Raw genomic sequence first — 16,827 nt, 5'->3', positions numbered from 1 at the left:
CTGTTCCCCCTAATCCAACGCAGCCTTTAATGCTTCCGCTACCGTATTTACACCGATTAATTGAATATCCTTGGGATGCTTCCATCCCTTGAGACTTTTCTCTGGCAAAATCACCCGTTTAAATCCCAGCTTGGCCGCTTCCTTGACCCGCTGTTCTGCTCTGGACACGGCACGTACCTCACCGGTAAGACCGATTTCTCCAAAAATTACATCATCCGGCTTGGTAGGTGCATCCCGGAAACTGGAAGCCAGACTGACCGCGATTGCCAGATCGACAGCTGGCTCATCCAGTTTGACGCCACCTGCGACATTCAGATAAGCATCCTGATTTTGCAGGAACATGCCCATACGTTTTTCCAGTACGGCAATAATCAAAGACAGACGGTTATTATCTACACCGGTACCCATTCGCCGTGGCGAAGGGAAATGCGTCGCTGCTACCAGCGCCTGCAGTTCAACCAGCATCGGACGCGTACCCTCCATACTGGCTACAACAGTCGAACCGGCTGCTCCCATGGCACGCTCGGACAGGAACAATTCCGAAGGATTGGACACTTCCGTCAATCCTTCTTCATGCATTTCAAAAATCCCCATCTCGTTCGTTGAGCCAAAGCGGTTCTTCACTGCCCGCAGAATCCGGTACGTATGATGACGCTCCCCTTCAAAGTACAATACGCAGTCCACCATATGTTCTAGCATCCGCGGACCGGCAATAGCGCCTTCCTTGGTCACATGACCAACCAGCACGGTAGCTATGCCCCGAATTTTCGCTACACGCATAAACCGTGATGTACATTCGCGTACCTGGGATACGCTGCCGGGTGCACTTGTGACTTCCGGCTGATATACCGTCTGTATAGAATCAATAACCAAAAAATTGGGATTCAAATTGTCAATTGCTTCCTCGATCAGATCCATATTGCTTTCACACAGTACAAAAAGCTCATCAGACAGCGCATCCAGCCGCTCTGCACGCAGTTTGGTCTGTCGAACAGATTCCTCTCCAGAAATATACAGTACACGCAGTCCAGCCTTTGTAAGTGCATGCGACGTCTGCAGCAGCAGCGTCGATTTACCGATACCCGGATCACCACCGACAAGTACCAGCGAGCCAGGCACTACCCCTCCACCCAGAACGCGGTTCAGCTCCTGAATCCCGGTTTGGATACGCGGCTCCTTGCCTGCTTCAATCTCTGTAATTGCCTGTGGCTTTTGCTTGGTCTGGAACAGGGAGGAATTCATGCCCTGCGTTTTGACCGCTGTGCTTTCCTTCTCCTCGATCATGGTATTCCAGGCTTGGCATCCTGGACACTTGCCATACCATTTGGGAGATTCATATCCACAATCCGTACAGAAAAACTTTGTTTTCACTTTTGCCATGGACGTCCCTTTCTATATATACGTTAACCGAACAGTTAACATCTCATATCTTTTTATCGTAATACAATGTTTTGAATTTTACATTCTATTCTATTATAACATTAAAAAGGTTGATTCCGCGGGCGATTTTGCCTTTGGAATCAACCTTTATTTATACACGATATCTATAGGTATTCCTCTATCCTTTGCAGAAATAGAGGAGACCTTGATTACAGATTTGCTTCGTTGGCAGAGACGCTGTCTGCCTGGGTAGCAGGATCAACCTTATCTACTGTCAGCGCACCGTCTTTCTCGTCGATCAGCAGGGTATCCCCTTTGGTCACGCTGCCTGTCAGCAGTTCTTCGGACAGACGATCCTCGATATGCTTCTGGATCGCACGACGAAGTGGACGTGCACCATACGCAGGATCGAATCCTTCTTTGGCAAGGAACGCTTTGGCGCTGGCAGTAAGGGTAAAGTCTACCGCATACTCACGCAGACGCTTGCGCAGTTCCTCGGACATCAGGGTTACGATCTCGGCGATGTGTTTTTCTTCCAGAGAGTGGAATACGATCACATCATCAATACGGTTCAGGAACTCTGGGCGGAAGTGACGTTTCAGTTCGTCTGTCACTTTACCTTTCATGTTCGTATACTCTGCACCCGAATCTACAGTTGCTGTAAAACCAAGCGTACTGTTCCGGCGGATTGCATCTGCGCCGACGTTAGAAGTCAGGATAATCAGTGTATTCCGGAAATCGACTACACGGCCTTTGGAATCGGTCAGACGACCATCTTCCAGTACCTGCAGTAGGATGTTGAATACTTCTGGGTGAGCTTTCTCAATCTCATCCAGCAAGACCACAGAGTATGGTTTGCGGCGGACTTTCTCGGTCAGCTGACCGCCTTCCTCATAACCCACATATCCTGGAGGCGCTCCGACCAGACGGGAAGTCGAATGTTTCTCCATGTATTCGGACATATCAATCCGGATAATGGCATTTTCATCACCGAACATGGACTCGGCCAATGCACGGGCGAGCTCGGTTTTACCAACCCCTGTAGGACCGAGGAAGATAAAGGAACCCATTGGACGTTTTGGATCTTTCAGACCCGCACGGGCACGACGGATTGCACGGCTGACAGCAACGACAGCTTCATCCTGACCGATTACGCGCTGGTGCAGCAAGCTTTCCATATTGAGCAGACGATCGGTTTCCTCTTCTTTGAGCTTGGTTACCGGAATGCCTGTCCAGTTGGCAACGATATCTGCGATATCTTCAGGAGTAACCTCGGAATCCGTACGACCTTGCTTTTCTTTCCATTGGTTCTTGGTTGTATCGAGTTCTTCACGGATTTTCTGCTCGGTATCACGCAGAGCAGCCGCTTTCTCGAATTCCTGACTTTGTACAGCGGCGTCTTTTTCCTTGCGGATATCTTCCAGACGGCTTTCCAGCTGCTTCAGATTAGGCGGGATTGTGTAAGAGTTCAATCTTACTTTGGAACCTGCTTCATCAATCAGGTCAATCGCTTTATCCGGCAGGAAACGATCCGTAATATAACGGTCAGACAATTTAACAGCCTGTTCAATCGCTTCATCCGTAATTTTCACACGGTGATGGGCTTCATAACGATCACGCAGACCCATCAGGATCTGTACAGCTTCATCCGGAGATGGCTGATCAACGGTGATTGGTTGGAAACGACGTTCCAGAGCCGCATCTTTCTCGATATATTTACGATACTCATCCAGTGTAGTCGCACCGATACATTGCAGTTCACCACGTGCCAGAGAAGGCTTCAGGATATTCGATGCATCAATTGCACCTTCCGCTCCACCTGCACCGATCAATGTGTGCAACTCATCAATGAACAGTACGATATTACCCGCTTGACGAATTTCGTCCATGATTTTTTTGAGACGATCCTCAAACTCACCACGATATTTGGTTCCGGCTACGACAGAACCCATATCCAGCGTCATAACACGCTTGTCACGGAGAGTCTCCGGAATCTCGTTGTTGATAATTTTCTGAGCGAGACCTTCGGCAATGGCTGTTTTACCAACGCCCGGTTCACCGATCAAGACCGGGTTATTTTTGGTACGACGGCTCAATACCTGAATCACGCGTTCGATCTCCTTGCTGCGGCCAATAACCGGATCCAGGTTGCTATCTTTAGCAATAGCCGTCAGATCGCGTGCCAGACTATCCAGTGTAGGCGTACTTACATTAGCAGGAGTACCGTGATGGCTGGATACCGCTTCATTACTGCCCAGCAGCTGCAATACCTGTTGACGTGCCTTGTTCAGGCTAATACCCAGATTGTTCAGCACTCTTGCTGCTACACCTTCACCTTCACGGATCAGACCGAGCAGAATGTGCTCTGTACCCACATAAGTATGACCAAGCTTGCGTGCTTCATCCATGGATAGCTCAATCACTTTTTTGGCACGCGGAGTATATGCAATATTTGTAGGCTGTTCCTGTCCTCTACCAATCAGAGATTCGACTTCATCCTGAATTTTCTCAAGTCCAAGACCCAGACCGATCAGCGCTTTGGCTGCGATGCCTTCACCTTCACGAATCAATCCAAGCAAAATATGCTCTGTACCGATGTTGTTGTGACCGAGACGAACTGCTTCTTCCTGAGCCAAAGCCAGAACTTTTTGAGCTCGCTCCGTAAATCTACCAAACATCATATTCAAGCACCTCCACGGTTTAGTCTTCTACGTGTACATTACCCAATTTATCGCGGATCAGCTGCGCCCGGTACATATCGCGTTCTCCTGATCCCATTTTAACACCGAAGGTTTTCTGAAGGAAACCCGATTGTGTCATAATCATTAACTCGTTCATCTGCGTAACCGTCGTCTTGTCGATCAATCCAAGATCCACGCCCAGTCGCACATCGGAGATACGCTGAAATGCTTCCTTAGAATCCATCATAGTGGCATAACACAGAATTCCATAAGAACGCATAATCCGGTCTGTTATGCGCAGACGGGATTCGGTCAGCAGACGATTGCGGGCATGCTGCTCATACTCAATGATTTGCAGCACTACGCTGCGCAGATTATCGATAATTTCCTCTTCCGATAATCCCAGAGTAATCTGGTTGGAAATCTGAAAAATATTACCGATCGCTTCACTGCCTTCACCATACAAACCTCGTACTGCAAGTCCAACCTGCGAGACCGCCGACAAAATGCGTCCCACCTGGTTCATGATCGCCAGCGCCGGCAGATGAAGCATTACCGAAGCCCGCAGTCCGGTACCCATATTGGTAGGACAACTGGTCATATAGCCTCGATGATCATCGAATGCATAATTAACGGCCTTTTCAAAAGCATCGTCAATACCGGATGCGCGCTCCCATGCCTCCTGAAGCTGAAACCCCGGATACAGACACTGAATCCGCAGATGATCCTCTTCATTAAGCATGATGCTTACCGACTCATCCTCGGCCAGCAGCACTGCTCCTGCTCTGGATTCATTAATAAGGCTCGGACTGATCAGGTGTTTCTCCATCAGCACTTCCTTATCCACATCATCCAGTTCACTCAATATGATAGGTTCAAAAGTACCTATGCTCTGTATCGATTCACTTCCCAGCGCTTCGATCAGCTGTCCCTGCACGGCCTCTGCCTGCTCGGCAGAAGCAACAATAGGAAAAGGGTGATGAACCAGATTACGCGCAATACGTACTCTGCTGCTGATTACAACATCCGAATGCTCTCCGCCTTCTTTCATCCACTCACTCAAAGGCTTCTCGGTAAAACGGAGATTGGGCATACGGCATTCCTCCTTACGACTCCTGTGAAATCTGCTTCTCCAGTCCACGGATCTGATCTCTCAGCTCTGCAGCCTGTTCAAATTCCTCATCAGCGATGCTCTGCTGAAGCTGCTGCTTGAGCTCGTGCATCTGCTGTCTGATTTTGATCTGAACACCGGCGCGACCAGGCAGTTTACCGGTATGAGCGGTACTGCCATGCACCCTTTTAAGCAGTGGGTCCAGTTTGGCATCAAATGTCTTGTAACAGGAACTACAGCCAAACCGTCCCAGTTTGCGAAATTGGGTATAAGTCATGCCGCATTCCGGACATTGTAATTCCTGCACAGGAGGTCCGGCAACCTGACCTTTGTTGCTGGAATCAAAGTCCATCAATCCCGACAGCAGATTATGAATCGAAAAGCCTCCGGATGTACCCGGAATCAGTTCGCCTTTTTCACGGGCACAATGTTCGCAAATATGAAATTCCGTTTTTTCCCCATTTACGATTTTGGTAAAATGAAGAGTAGCCGGTCTCTTTTGACATTCCTGACAGACCATCACAATTACCCCCTTTGCCAGATATCAGGAGCCAAGCAATGAAATCAACATGGCCTTCATCATCCTGGCACGGACTTCATCCCGGTAGGGAAGATTCAATGAAATAACGTCCCGGCATACGACAGAACGCATCAGCTCGGCTTCACGCTTGGAAATAAGCCTTGCTTCCAGCAACTGATAAATAAGTCCTTCTGCTGCCACCTGACTCATATTCTGACCGATACTTTCGTGAATATGAGTATGGATCGTCGAATGAGCAGGCAGTTCGATACGCCGTATGCGGATATAGCCCCCGCCTCCCCGCTTACTTTCAACGAGGTATCCTTTTTCAAGAGTAAAGCGGGTGCTGATAACATAATTGATCTGTGAAGGCACACACGAGAACTGATCAGCCAGATCGTTGCGCTGAATCTCTATCGCTCCTTCACCTTCCTGAAGTATCCGTTTTAAATATTGTTCGATAATGTCGGAGATATTACGCATTGTATCCTCCTCCATGTATAGTTAAACCTGCAAACATGAATTCGCCAATGATAATATCAAAGTCTACATAAATATCACTTAACCATAAATTTCATGGTCAGAAACGAACGTTCGTAACAATCTGTTATACAGATCGAAACAGATCGTCACTTTGCAGGATCACATCCATTCTACAGGCAAATATATTACTGCATTTGCTCGCTGACTTTGACTTTCTTTGACTTTATAATATTATACCATAAAATCCCGTTTTGCCAATAGCAGACAGGAGAAGTTTGTTTTGTTTTTGAGTGTTTAAGCTCATACGGAACGGTTACAGAAATCGTTATTTGGGGGTGGAAGTATAAACAAATACTTTGCCATCGGTATTCAGTATCTGGGTTCCATTGGGTAGGGTGGCATAATGCTCCTGATGATCATGAGTCTGCCATCCCACGTGTCCACAGCAGAGTAATACGGGATTATGCTGTTCCAATTCCAATCGTACGGCTGGCGCTCCAGGGCGGTTATAAACAGGATCATCCGGCCCCTGATGCATCAGCATAATATCCGGTGTTTTCTTTAGCAAATGAGCCATATGCTTCAGGAATTCCGGTGCTGCCATTCGATTGGGCTTGTCCGTTCTACCGATTATACCGCCCAATCCGGCAATATGAATATTGGCAATATCCAGCAGTTGCGGCTTCAGCATCCAGACTGCTTCAGGGCGAGTATTCAAGCATTGCATATCCTCATCCGTAAAAATATCGTGGTTGCCTGAAACTGCCGTCATATACCGGAATTTTTGCCGAAAAGCTTCCCAGACGGATAATGGGCTTCCACTGGCACCTCGTTGCAGTGGATCGGCGTACAGATCTCCACATAACAACGTCAATACTTTTTCCTGCTGGATATCAGGCCATTCAATCTGCAGCAGCAACTCCAGGCTTTCGGCCAAATCTTCGCCAAGTAGACGATAGGATTGCATATAATGCTGCGTATCCTCTGTTTTTGAATGCAGCTTGGCTATAAGATTTTCATCTTCTGGACTATCTGCTTCGCCTTTGAGAAGGGATCGATTATGTAGGGTCACTCCCTGCAAATCAGATGCAATAATAATGGCATCGATCGTCTCGGGAAGACCTTTTATGGTACCGCTGTATACAGGCAGTTGCTTGTACTCTATCCCCTGACTGCCTTGAGCTGCTGTAATATACGTAAATACTTCTACAGGTTCATTATGGATATGTACTATTTCCAGCATATGAGTACCTCCTTCCAGGATGTTGTACTTGCTTCATCGTTTCTGTATTTGCTGCTTGACTTGCTTCTTTATAACGTACCCTCTACAACAATCTCATCCGCATGCTGAAGCTGAGTCCGTATCCAATCGGTGAACAAATCAATAAAAGCACGATGATCTTCATTTGCTGCCGAGAATTGATCCATTTCCTGCAAAATACGCTGCCAGACCGGCGCAGCAATGGCATTATCCCAACAATGATCAAAGCTGTCGTAGACTTCCCCGGTTTTCGGATCGGTTAATGGATACTGCTTTTCAATAATTGGAACCAATTCGGCAAAATCCGTAAAGTAAACAAATAGCAACTCTTCATTGCTGTAGTCATCATCCCCCGGCCGTGCCGTGCCAAAAAAGTAGCCAGGATCATTACGCGGTCTATCATGATGATACAGCAGATAAGTAATGTTCGAATCTGTGATACTCACAAAAGAAACCTCCTATCATCTAGAGTTATTCCGTATAACTTGATCATACCGCAACAGAAGACGGCATGGAATCCAAGGATAAACCGGCAAGCGACTGGCAGCTTGACGTATTGTATCCGATCAAGTACACTAGCACAAATACATATCACGAAACGGCCACTGAAAGGAATCCAACCTGGAGGCGTTCTCGTCAAGGAACAGCACAAGCTATACGTAAAATAGCAGCTGTTACCCTAAGTTAAACGGTATCCGCCCGTTATCATGGAACCTGAGTGGATCGGAGTCATAGTACTTCGATCAAATTGGGTGGCACCGCGAGCAGAACGCTCCTCGTCCCAAGTTGATGAGGAGCGTTCTTTGTGTTTTTTCAGAATAACTGGCAGTGACAACATTGCCTATTTGAAAAGGAGCGAACCACCCATGCTGGATATTCAGTACATTCGACAACACGCCGATACTCTTCAGGAAATTGCCAACAAAAAGCATATTACACTATCGATTGCAGAGCTGGTACAGCAGCATCAAGTACGCAGCCAGAATCTGCAGGAGATAGAGCAGCTAAGACAGCAGCGCAATGTATTAACACGTCAGATCAGTGAACAGATCCATACTTCTCCTGCTACAGCCGAAGAGACGAAGCAGCAGGTAAGGAATATTAACCTTCAGTTAAACACACTGGAACAGCAAGCCGAACAAATACTCGAGAAATATAACGCACTTATGGCGATTGTACCCAATATCGTATCGCCGGATACACCAGAAGGGCAATCGGACGCAGATAATGTGCTGCTGCGGCAGATCGGTACGCCCCCGGCATTTGACTTTGCTGCCAGAGATCATATCGAGCTTGGAGAACTGCATGGGATGATCGATACAGCACGCGGCGTCAAGGTCAGCGGCAGTCGCCATTATTATTTAAAAGGGAACGGTGTACTGCTGCATCGCGCTGTTCAGCAGCTGGCATTTGATCTGCTGCTGGGCAAGGGATACACTCCGCTCGAAGTACCCATGATGGTTCGCGGTGCAGCAATGTACCATACTGCCTTTTTCCCGCTTGGAATCGATCAGACTTTCCGGATCGACCAGGAAGATCGCTGGCTCACCGGTACTTCCGAGGTAGCACTGGTATCGTATTATCAAAATGAGGTTATTGATCTAACAGAAGGTCCTATTCGGCTGGCGGCGGCTTCGCAAAGCTTCCGTAGTGAAGTCGGCTCGGCTGGCAGGGATGTACGTGGACTGTATCGGGTACATCAATTTGCCAAAGTCGAGCAGGTTGTCCTCTGTGAAGCCGATCCCGAGGTATCGGAACATATTTTGCAGGAGATCACGGGCAATGCAGAAGAACTGCTGCAGCTGCTTGAGCTTCCTTACCAGGTTGTCGCTGTCTGTATTGGCGATATGTCGCAGAAAACCTATAAGCAGTACGATATTGAGACCTGGATGCCAGGACGCGAGGCTTATGGTGAGACTCATTCTTCGTCGAATCTGCATGATTTTCAGGCACGACGTGCCAATATACGCTATCGCACAGAAAATGGAGAGCTGCGTTTCTGCCATACGCTGAATAATACAGCTGTAGCATCGCCGCGCATCCTGATTCCACTGCTGGAGAATCATCAGCAAGAAGACGGCAGTATTTACATTCCTGCTGCTTTGCGTCCTTATATGAATGGGATGGAGCTGTTGGCTGCCCCATCTGTAACGGTTAATTGAACATAACCTGAATAGTTTGCTTTGTACCGGTATACAGTGAGTCCTGGCGCACGTTTAAAAGGAGCTTCCTCCATTAGGAAAGCTCCTTTTAAATATGTCTATCTGCAATAGTCTACAAACTAAAATATCACCCTTTGACCGAACCGGCAGCCAGTCCTTCGACAATCCGGTTGCTTAGCAGCAGGAATGCGATCAGAATAGGAAGAATGCTGATCATCAGTGTAGCGCCGATCGCTCCCCAGTCTGTCAGATATTGCCCAACAAAATTATTAACGCCTACAGTCAGTGTTTTCCAGCGATCGGAGCTGATAAAAGTATTTACAAATACAAACTCATTCCAATTGTAAATCATATTGATAATAGCAGTCGTCGCCAGAACGGGTGTAGTCAGCGGTAATACGATGCGTAAAAAAATCCGGTGTACCGAACAGCCATCCATAACACCTGCTTCTTCAATTTCACGCGGAATCGCCTGATAGAATCCCAGTAAAATCATAATCGTAACCGGTAAGTTAAAAGCCGTATACGATAAAATAACCGAAAGCGGATTATTGATCAGATGCATATGCTTAAAAAAATTAAATAGAGGAATCAATGTAGAATGCAGCGGGATCATCAATCCTACAATAAAAAGCCCCAGTACAAATCGGCTCAGCTTCCAGTTCATTCTGGTAATCGCAAACGTCACAAAACTGGCAAGTATAATCGTCAGCAAAACAGCTACCACTGTGTACCAGACACTGTTGAAGAAGTACAGATTAATATGTCCCTGACTCCATACCTTTGGATAATTGGCCCACTGTGGGTGTTGAGGAAGTGCGAATGGTGACATACCGAAAACTTCCTGATTCGTTTTCAGCGAAAATAAAAACAGCCAGAATAGCGGATAAATCTGGATTACAGCCAATATCCCGAGAATCAGATAAAGTACACCAAAGCCGAGGCGACTTCCAAATGATGCTTTTACTCTGGTATCGGAGATAGTGCCAGATCGTTTATGTGCAGCAAATTCATTCATTATGTTCATCCACTCCCTCAGTATTGGACATCTTCGCCTGATGTGGTCAGCTTGCGGATCAGCCAGGTCATAAGCAGACAGATCAGTAAGAGGGCAAAGCCCACAGCACTGCCATAGCCAAAATTGTACTTGCTGAAAGCTTCACCATACATATAAGAAGCCATCACTTCGCTTGCGTGATTCGGCCCTCCACCAGTCATCACAAAGATCAGGTCAAAATACTTGAGTGAGCCAACAAGCGCCAGTATAATGGTCACCTTGAATACCGGGGAAATCAGCGGCAATTTGATACGACTCGCTACCTGCCATGGGGTAGCTCCATCAATCGTTGCTGCTTCTATCACTTCTTCCGATACATTTTTGAGAGCAGCATAATAGATAATGATATAAAAGCCGGCATACTGCCATACAATTGGAACAAAGATCGCAAACAGTACAATATTCGGGTCGGATAACCAGAGCGGCGGATTTTGTATCCCGATACTGGTCAGTAGATGATTGAGCATACCATTGGACGGATCATAGATCTTGGACCATAGCTGGGCAATGGCTACAGAGGACAGTAACATCGGAATCAGATAAATTTTGCGAAACAGATTGGCACCCTTGATCCGGCTGGCCAGTACCATGGATACCGCCAGATAGATCAGCAGACTGAAAGTAGAGCAGATGCCCAGTAACACAGAATGATATGTGCTTTTCCAGAACATCGAATCATGGATTAGCTTGTTATAATTATCCAGACCGATAAACTTCATCGGGGCAAAGCCTTTCCAGTCCATCATGCCATAGTAGCCCGTAAGCACCAGCGGAATATAGATGATAATCAGAATCAGCAGCAGCGCCGGCAATACATACAGCGCAATCGCACTTTTATTGGACATGACTGCTTTCATAATCTTTCCTCCTTTTTGACAGAAGGAAGAGCATCGAGATACTCTTCCATTCACAAATCACAGACCACAAATGCCAGACAAGTGCAGCAGGGCTCAGCTTCTTGATCCCTTTCGACCAAAGCAATAATGTCGGACAAAGGCAACCTACTAATGATTGGCATGCCTTCCATTTCCAAACCGAATTAATTACTTTCTTCTGCCAGGGCAGCGGCTGTCTGCTGAACAAACTGCTGTGGTGTAATTTGCTTGCCAAACAGGGCAGCAATCAGATCATGATGCAGCTCAGCCACATTAGGACTGGCCTGGGTATCAAAGTACGTAGTCACATTGGAGGCACTGCTCAGATCTTTGAGAATCTCTACATACATAGGGTCCAGCTTTTTGCCGGCAGTGTCCACTTTGGTTGCAGGAATAACACCTGCATCGGTCACTGATTTGTCTCCCCACTCCTTTACCAGGAATGCAGCAAAGTCTTTGGCCTGCTCTTTCACTTCGGAATTCTCTGCAACGAACAATCCTACACCGGGTCCACCAACATAGCTGTTGATATCTGTTCCTTTACCGCCTTCATACAGAGGGAATTTGAAATAACCGATCTTGTCCTTGAAGGCCTGCGGAACATCCGGGCTGGTAGTATAATTCGGCAGCTCCCAGGTAGCCGTTAAAAACATAGCTGCCTGTTCGTTCATAAAATATCCTTTGGCTTCATCGTTGGACAGACCGCTATTTCCTTTCTCAAATGTATTCATATCGACCAGACTTTGCACTTCTTCGGCAGCTTTTACAATAGCCGGATCATCAAAGCTCCGTTTGCCATGAATCACATCGGTTAGCAAAGTAGGACCGCCGATACGATCAGCCAGATACATAAACCAGAAAGAACCCGGCCACCCTTCTTTATTGCCTACTGCTGCAGGAATTACACCATTATCGTTCAGCGTTTTGACGATATTTTTGAATTCGCTGTAGGTTTTGGGTACCTGCAGATTATACTTTTTGAATAACTCTTTATTGTAGAAAATATAGGAGATATTCAGTTCCAGCGGCATACCATAGGTTTTGCCATCAATCGCATAGGATTCTTTGACACCCGGAATGAAATTATCTTTCAGATTGGCATCAATAACATCGTCCAGCGGTGTGAATAACTGACCTTCGACATAAGGCTTGAGAAACCCATCCGACCAGGTCATGCCTACATCCGGCAGTTCATTGGAAGAAGCCAATACTTTCAACTTTTCGCGATACTGGTCATTGCCGAGAATTTCAGTCTGTATTTTGATATCGGGATGCTGTTTTTCATAATCCTGTATGATCTTATTAACAATAGTGTATTGGGCATTGGAACTGCCTTCCGGCCACAAATGCATAAATTTAATTACCGTTTGTCCATTGCTGGCACCCTGACTCCCACTTGCACTATTATCCGGCGACGTGCAGCCCGAGAGAGCCAAAGACAGCATAACTACCAAAACCACTATAATGGGAAGCGCTTTCTTTTTGTTCAATGAAACTACCTCCTCCATATGTTTATAGCCGTGTGACTATAGCTCAAGTCTAACAGCTGACTCTGGCAGGTATAAGGCAACAGTGATTGGTAAAAATTCTCTTTTTATTGGAGGTTTGGTATAGATAAAGATTATGATTGTATTTAGTGGATCGATTTGCGATAGCTGCTTGGAGTAATGCCTTCGATTTCCTTGAAGATTTTTATGAAATATTTGGCGGTACGATATCCTGATTGCTCGGCGATATCTCCAACTGGCAGACTGGTTGAAATGAGTAATTCTTTGGCACGCTGAATACGTTGACGGGTCACATACTCGCTAAAAGTCAGATGAACCTGTTCCTTGAACAGTACACTTAAATAGCTGGGATTAAGATGGATATGCTCAGCCAGTTCTTTTAGTGTAAGTTCCTCTTCCAGATGAGTATCAATATAGTGCAGGGCAGATCGTATTCGTTCTGTAGCTGTCTGACTCTGCTCATTCACCTGAACCAATCGATTATCCACTACTTTCTCGACGATAAATGCCCGTGTCTGTTTCTCTTCCACCTGTAGTGCAACCTCTACAGCAGCAGTCAGATCGGTTTTGCTGATAGGTTTGAGCAGGTAATTCACCACGCCAAGCCGGATCGCCTCCTGCGCATAACCGAACTCCGAGTAGGCCGAGATCAAAATAACAACAGGTGACAATCCATGATCCCGGATGCTACGCAGCATGGTTAATCCATTCATCTCCGGCATTCGAATATCAGTCAGCAGCACATGAACATGCTGTTTCTTCATTACGTCAATGGCTTCTTCGCCATCCGCTGCTATCATAATCCGGCAGCTTCCATCGCACCATTGATCCAGAATCTTTTTCATTCCCTGCCGTGTACGCGGTTCATCATCGACAATCAGAATTGTTTTGGCATACATACGCTTTGCCTCCTGTTCATACTTTCTAGCCGATTATTCTTTTGTGGTCTCTGGTATACATCTACTAGCCAGTACTCTTCATCTACGCATTCCGATCCGTATTTATCTGGTTTCTATTTATTGTTATAGTATGCATCTCTTTCTCTGATATGCATCTATCAACTTGTGGTTTATATCTCTTTCTCCGATATGCCTTTATTAACTTGTGGTTTATATCTCTTTCTCCGATATGCCTTTATTAACTTGTGATCTATATCTATTTCTCTAGTCTATATTTATTTCTCTAGTCTATATCTATTAACTTGCGCGCTACATGTATTCCCCTGGTTTGCATCTATTGGCCTCTAATATATCTATTAATCTCCATTCTCTATCGGGATTGCAAAAGAAATACATGTTCCCTCATACAGTCTGCTTTCGATCCGCAATGGGTCGGTTTGATCAGGAAAGTACAGTCTCAACCGCTGATATACATTGGACAAGGCTATTCCACTACCTTCTCCCTCATCTGCATCTGCTGAATGAACAATTCCTCCTGAGCGCATAGCCTGTTGAATATGCTCCAGCGTCTTGGTATCCATCCCAGGGCCATCATCCTGCACAACTATATACAGCAGGGTATTATAACTATCCGGATAAACCCGTATACTTACAGTACAGTCTCCTTTTTTATTGCCGGCTCCATGCAATATCGCGTTTTCTACCAACGGCTGAATCAGCAGACGCGGGATTCGTACCCAGGATACTTCATCAGGCATATCGATCCGATAATGCAGTCGTTCCCCAAAGCGCATTTGCATAATTTCCATATAGTTATGAATATGGCGAATCTCCTGTTGCAGTATGACCCATTCGTCCTTATCCTGTCGACTGATCGTATAACGAAATAGATTGGACATGGCTATTACATGTTCAGCCAGCTCCTCCTGATTACGATCTTCCAGTGACCAGCGGAGCGCATCCAGTGCGTTGAACAGGAAATGGGGATTGATTTGTGCCTGTAGCGCTTTGAGTTCACTGCGGCTACGAGTAATCTCCTTTTCGTAGACCATTTGGATCAAATGATTGGTCTCTTTTACCAGCTGATTATAAGTGCTATTCAGCTCATTAATTTCATTAACAGCATGAATTTCCGGATTAACAGTCAAAGGACCTTCAATCGCCTGCTGCATAGTACGTGTAAGTCGCAGAATCGGTTTGGTAATGATAGTCGATAGTAAATAAGAACAAATGAAGAAAATAATAATTCCTATTATTCCTGCATACAAAATCCCTGTACGCAGCACATCAATACTTTTATAGAGAGCGCTTACAGGAGTGAGAATCAAAACTGTCCAGTTTGTAACAGACGAATGCTGTCTTGCCATAATATACTGTTGATCTCCCAGATTTACGATAGGCATTTGCTGGGGATGATGAATAATATTCGCTAGCGGCCCATTATAGTTGGAACTGATCATCTCCATCTTCTGCCCCAGAAGAATAGAATATTGATCGGTCTCCTGAGCAGGCTGTGGATTGGCAAACTGAAAATAATAACGATACATGCTTACAAGTACGTATCCGCCCGTACTGTAATGATGATCCATCAAGTTAACACGCCGAATAGCCAAAAAATAGTTCCGGTCTGTCGGATCATTGCCAATCCATACAAGACGCCCACGTGCTTCATCTGCCTTGGCAATCCATTCCTTGTTCAATCTTCCCGATAGACTCGCATCATCCAGAGGCAGTACCCGCTCAAGCTCAGTCGTATATAATTCAAAGGAAGAAATACCATCCGAATTAGCTTGAATTGTGTTTACAATTCCTTTTAATTCCTGACGTTCGTTAAAAGACACCGGCTTGTTGTAATAATTGCGCAGCAGTACATTTTGTACATTCTGATTGGTAGTTACCAGCTTCGATACCATATTAATTTGCTCGTATAAAGACTCAAAGCGTCCATTAGCTTCTACCGCCACCTGCTGTATCTGATGCTCGGTATGATCCTGCAGCATGGAAGAGATCGGACGAAATGTCATCACACTCACAATACAGAGTACAATCACCATAACAAACAGAAAAACAAACAATACCTGATTACGTAGCGTATTCCATCTTCTTAATAAAGACAGCATCCCACTCCCTCTTTCTTTTTATCTATAATTTATAGATACTTTCTCATCTGTTTTGCTAGTAAAACAGAAAGAAAAATATAAAGTGACATAACAAGCACATAAAAGTCCATACTATGATTGAGACACTATACATAGAAACAAGCAAAAGACGCGAGACGTACCAAAACCTTTCAACTACAAAAAGCCTTTCAGATCTAAAAAAAACAGATATAAAAGAATCAGATACAAAAAATAAAAACTATGTAGGCAGACATATACAATTAAAGGTAAGAATAACAGAAAGACGGATATTATAAAATAACTCCTATAAGAAAATAAGCATATTAAGTAAGGATACTCATTTTTATAGATGAACAAATTTAGAAATAGTCTGTTCTAAAACAAAAAAATCATAATGACACTTTAAAGGTCTGAATTCCGCTAAATAAGTGTCTAATCATGAAAAAAGATCTATTGATCAAGTACTAAATATAGAAATACACAAAAAAGACGCTATCCAGTGGATAACGTCTTTCTTTTTGCGTCGCTTGGCAACGTCCTACTCTCCCAGGACCCTGCGGTCCAAGTACCATCGGCGCTGGTGGGCTTAACGGTCGTGTTCGGGATGGGTACGTGTGGAACCCCTCCGCCATCATCACCAAACGTCTTGCTTACCAGGTTGATCACCTGAAAACTGAATCCGAAACGAAACCTCGCTGTTTTAGAAGCTTATTGGATAAGCCCTCGACCGATTAGTATTGGTCAGCTCCATGCATTGCTGCACTTCCACC

Annotated in this window: 13 protein-coding genes and 1 rRNA gene; 1 reads left to right on the top strand and 13 read right to left on the bottom strand. The window is 45.5% G+C overall.

Going from position 1 to position 16,827, the window contains the following annotated elements:
* Positions 1 to 9: 9 nt before the first annotated feature.
* The 7 genes from radA to WH46_RS06790 all read right to left on the bottom strand — a co-directional run bounded on the left by radA (position 10) and on the right by WH46_RS06790 (position 7,882).
* On the bottom strand, positions 10 to 1,380 hold the full coding sequence (radA, locus tag WH46_RS06820) for a DNA repair protein RadA (RefSeq protein WP_026136395.1): 1,371 nt from the start codon (positions 1,378 to 1,380) through the stop codon (positions 10 to 12).
* A gap of 209 nt (positions 1,381 to 1,589) precedes the next feature.
* On the bottom strand, positions 1,590 to 4,061 hold the full coding sequence (clpC, locus tag WH46_RS06815; RefSeq protein WP_017815334.1) for an ATP-dependent protease ATP-binding subunit ClpC: 2,472 nt from the start codon (positions 4,059 to 4,061) through the stop codon (positions 1,590 to 1,592).
* 19 nt (positions 4,062 to 4,080) lie between these two features.
* Positions 4,081 to 5,154, bottom strand: a complete 1,074-nt coding sequence (locus tag WH46_RS06810) for a protein arginine kinase (RefSeq protein ID WP_046226218.1) — start codon at positions 5,152 to 5,154, stop codon at positions 4,081 to 4,083.
* 13 nt (positions 5,155 to 5,167) lie between these two features.
* Positions 5,168 to 5,692 (bottom strand): protein-arginine kinase activator protein McsA, encoded by a 525-nt coding sequence (locus tag WH46_RS06805; protein ID WP_017815332.1) that lies wholly within the window; start codon positions 5,690 to 5,692, stop codon positions 5,168 to 5,170.
* A 24-nt stretch (positions 5,693 to 5,716) separates the two neighbouring features.
* Complete coding sequence (locus WH46_RS06800) at positions 5,717 to 6,175, bottom strand: CtsR family transcriptional regulator (RefSeq protein ID WP_017815331.1); 459 nt, start codon at positions 6,173 to 6,175, stop codon at positions 5,717 to 5,719.
* A gap of 325 nt (positions 6,176 to 6,500) precedes the next feature.
* On the bottom strand, positions 6,501 to 7,418 hold the full coding sequence (locus tag WH46_RS06795) for a metallophosphoesterase family protein (protein ID WP_046226217.1): 918 nt from the start codon (positions 7,416 to 7,418) through the stop codon (positions 6,501 to 6,503).
* Positions 7,419 to 7,486: 68 nt separating this feature from the next.
* Positions 7,487 to 7,882 carry a hypothetical protein gene (locus WH46_RS06790; protein ID WP_046226216.1) on the bottom strand — a complete coding sequence of 132 codons (396 nt, stop codon included), beginning with the start codon at positions 7,880 to 7,882 and terminating at the stop codon, positions 7,487 to 7,489.
* A 420-nt stretch (positions 7,883 to 8,302) separates the two neighbouring features.
* Between WH46_RS06790 and serS the strand changes: the two genes are divergently transcribed.
* Positions 8,303 to 9,598, top strand: coding sequence for a serine--tRNA ligase (gene serS / locus WH46_RS06785; RefSeq protein WP_046226215.1), 1,296 nt, complete (start codon positions 8,303 to 8,305; stop codon positions 9,596 to 9,598).
* 127 nt (positions 9,599 to 9,725) lie between these two features.
* Here serS and WH46_RS06780 read toward each other — a convergent pair whose 3' ends face one another.
* The 6 genes from WH46_RS06780 to rrf form a co-directional block, all read right to left on the bottom strand.
* Positions 9,726 to 10,616: a carbohydrate ABC transporter permease gene (locus WH46_RS06780; RefSeq protein ID WP_197088256.1), complete on the bottom strand. Its 891-nt coding sequence runs from the start codon at positions 10,614 to 10,616 to the stop codon at positions 9,726 to 9,728.
* A 17-nt stretch (positions 10,617 to 10,633) separates the two neighbouring features.
* Positions 10,634 to 11,512, bottom strand: coding sequence for a carbohydrate ABC transporter permease (locus tag WH46_RS06775; protein WP_046226214.1), 879 nt, complete (start codon positions 11,510 to 11,512; stop codon positions 10,634 to 10,636).
* Positions 11,513 to 11,694: 182 nt separating this feature from the next.
* Positions 11,695 to 13,038: an extracellular solute-binding protein gene (locus tag WH46_RS06770; RefSeq protein WP_046226213.1), complete on the bottom strand. Its 1,344-nt coding sequence runs from the start codon at positions 13,036 to 13,038 to the stop codon at positions 11,695 to 11,697.
* A gap of 125 nt (positions 13,039 to 13,163) precedes the next feature.
* A complete protein-coding gene (locus WH46_RS06765) occupies positions 13,164 to 13,937 on the bottom strand; it encodes a response regulator transcription factor (RefSeq protein WP_046226212.1) in 774 nt (257 codons plus the stop codon).
* Positions 13,938 to 14,293: 356 nt separating this feature from the next.
* On the bottom strand, positions 14,294 to 16,057 hold the full coding sequence (locus WH46_RS06760; RefSeq protein WP_046226211.1) for a sensor histidine kinase: 1,764 nt from the start codon (positions 16,055 to 16,057) through the stop codon (positions 14,294 to 14,296).
* 525 nt (positions 16,058 to 16,582) lie between these two features.
* Positions 16,583 to 16,699, bottom strand: a 5S ribosomal RNA gene (rrf, locus tag WH46_RS06755).
* Between the last annotated feature and the right edge of the window lie 128 nt (positions 16,700 to 16,827).

This window comes from Paenibacillus dauci (genome assembly GCF_000971985.1).
Lineage (GTDB): Bacteria > Bacillota > Bacilli > Paenibacillales > Paenibacillaceae > Saccharibacillus > Saccharibacillus dauci.
Note: the sequence above shows the minus strand (reverse complement) of the source record. Positions and strands in the feature narration are given on the sequence as shown.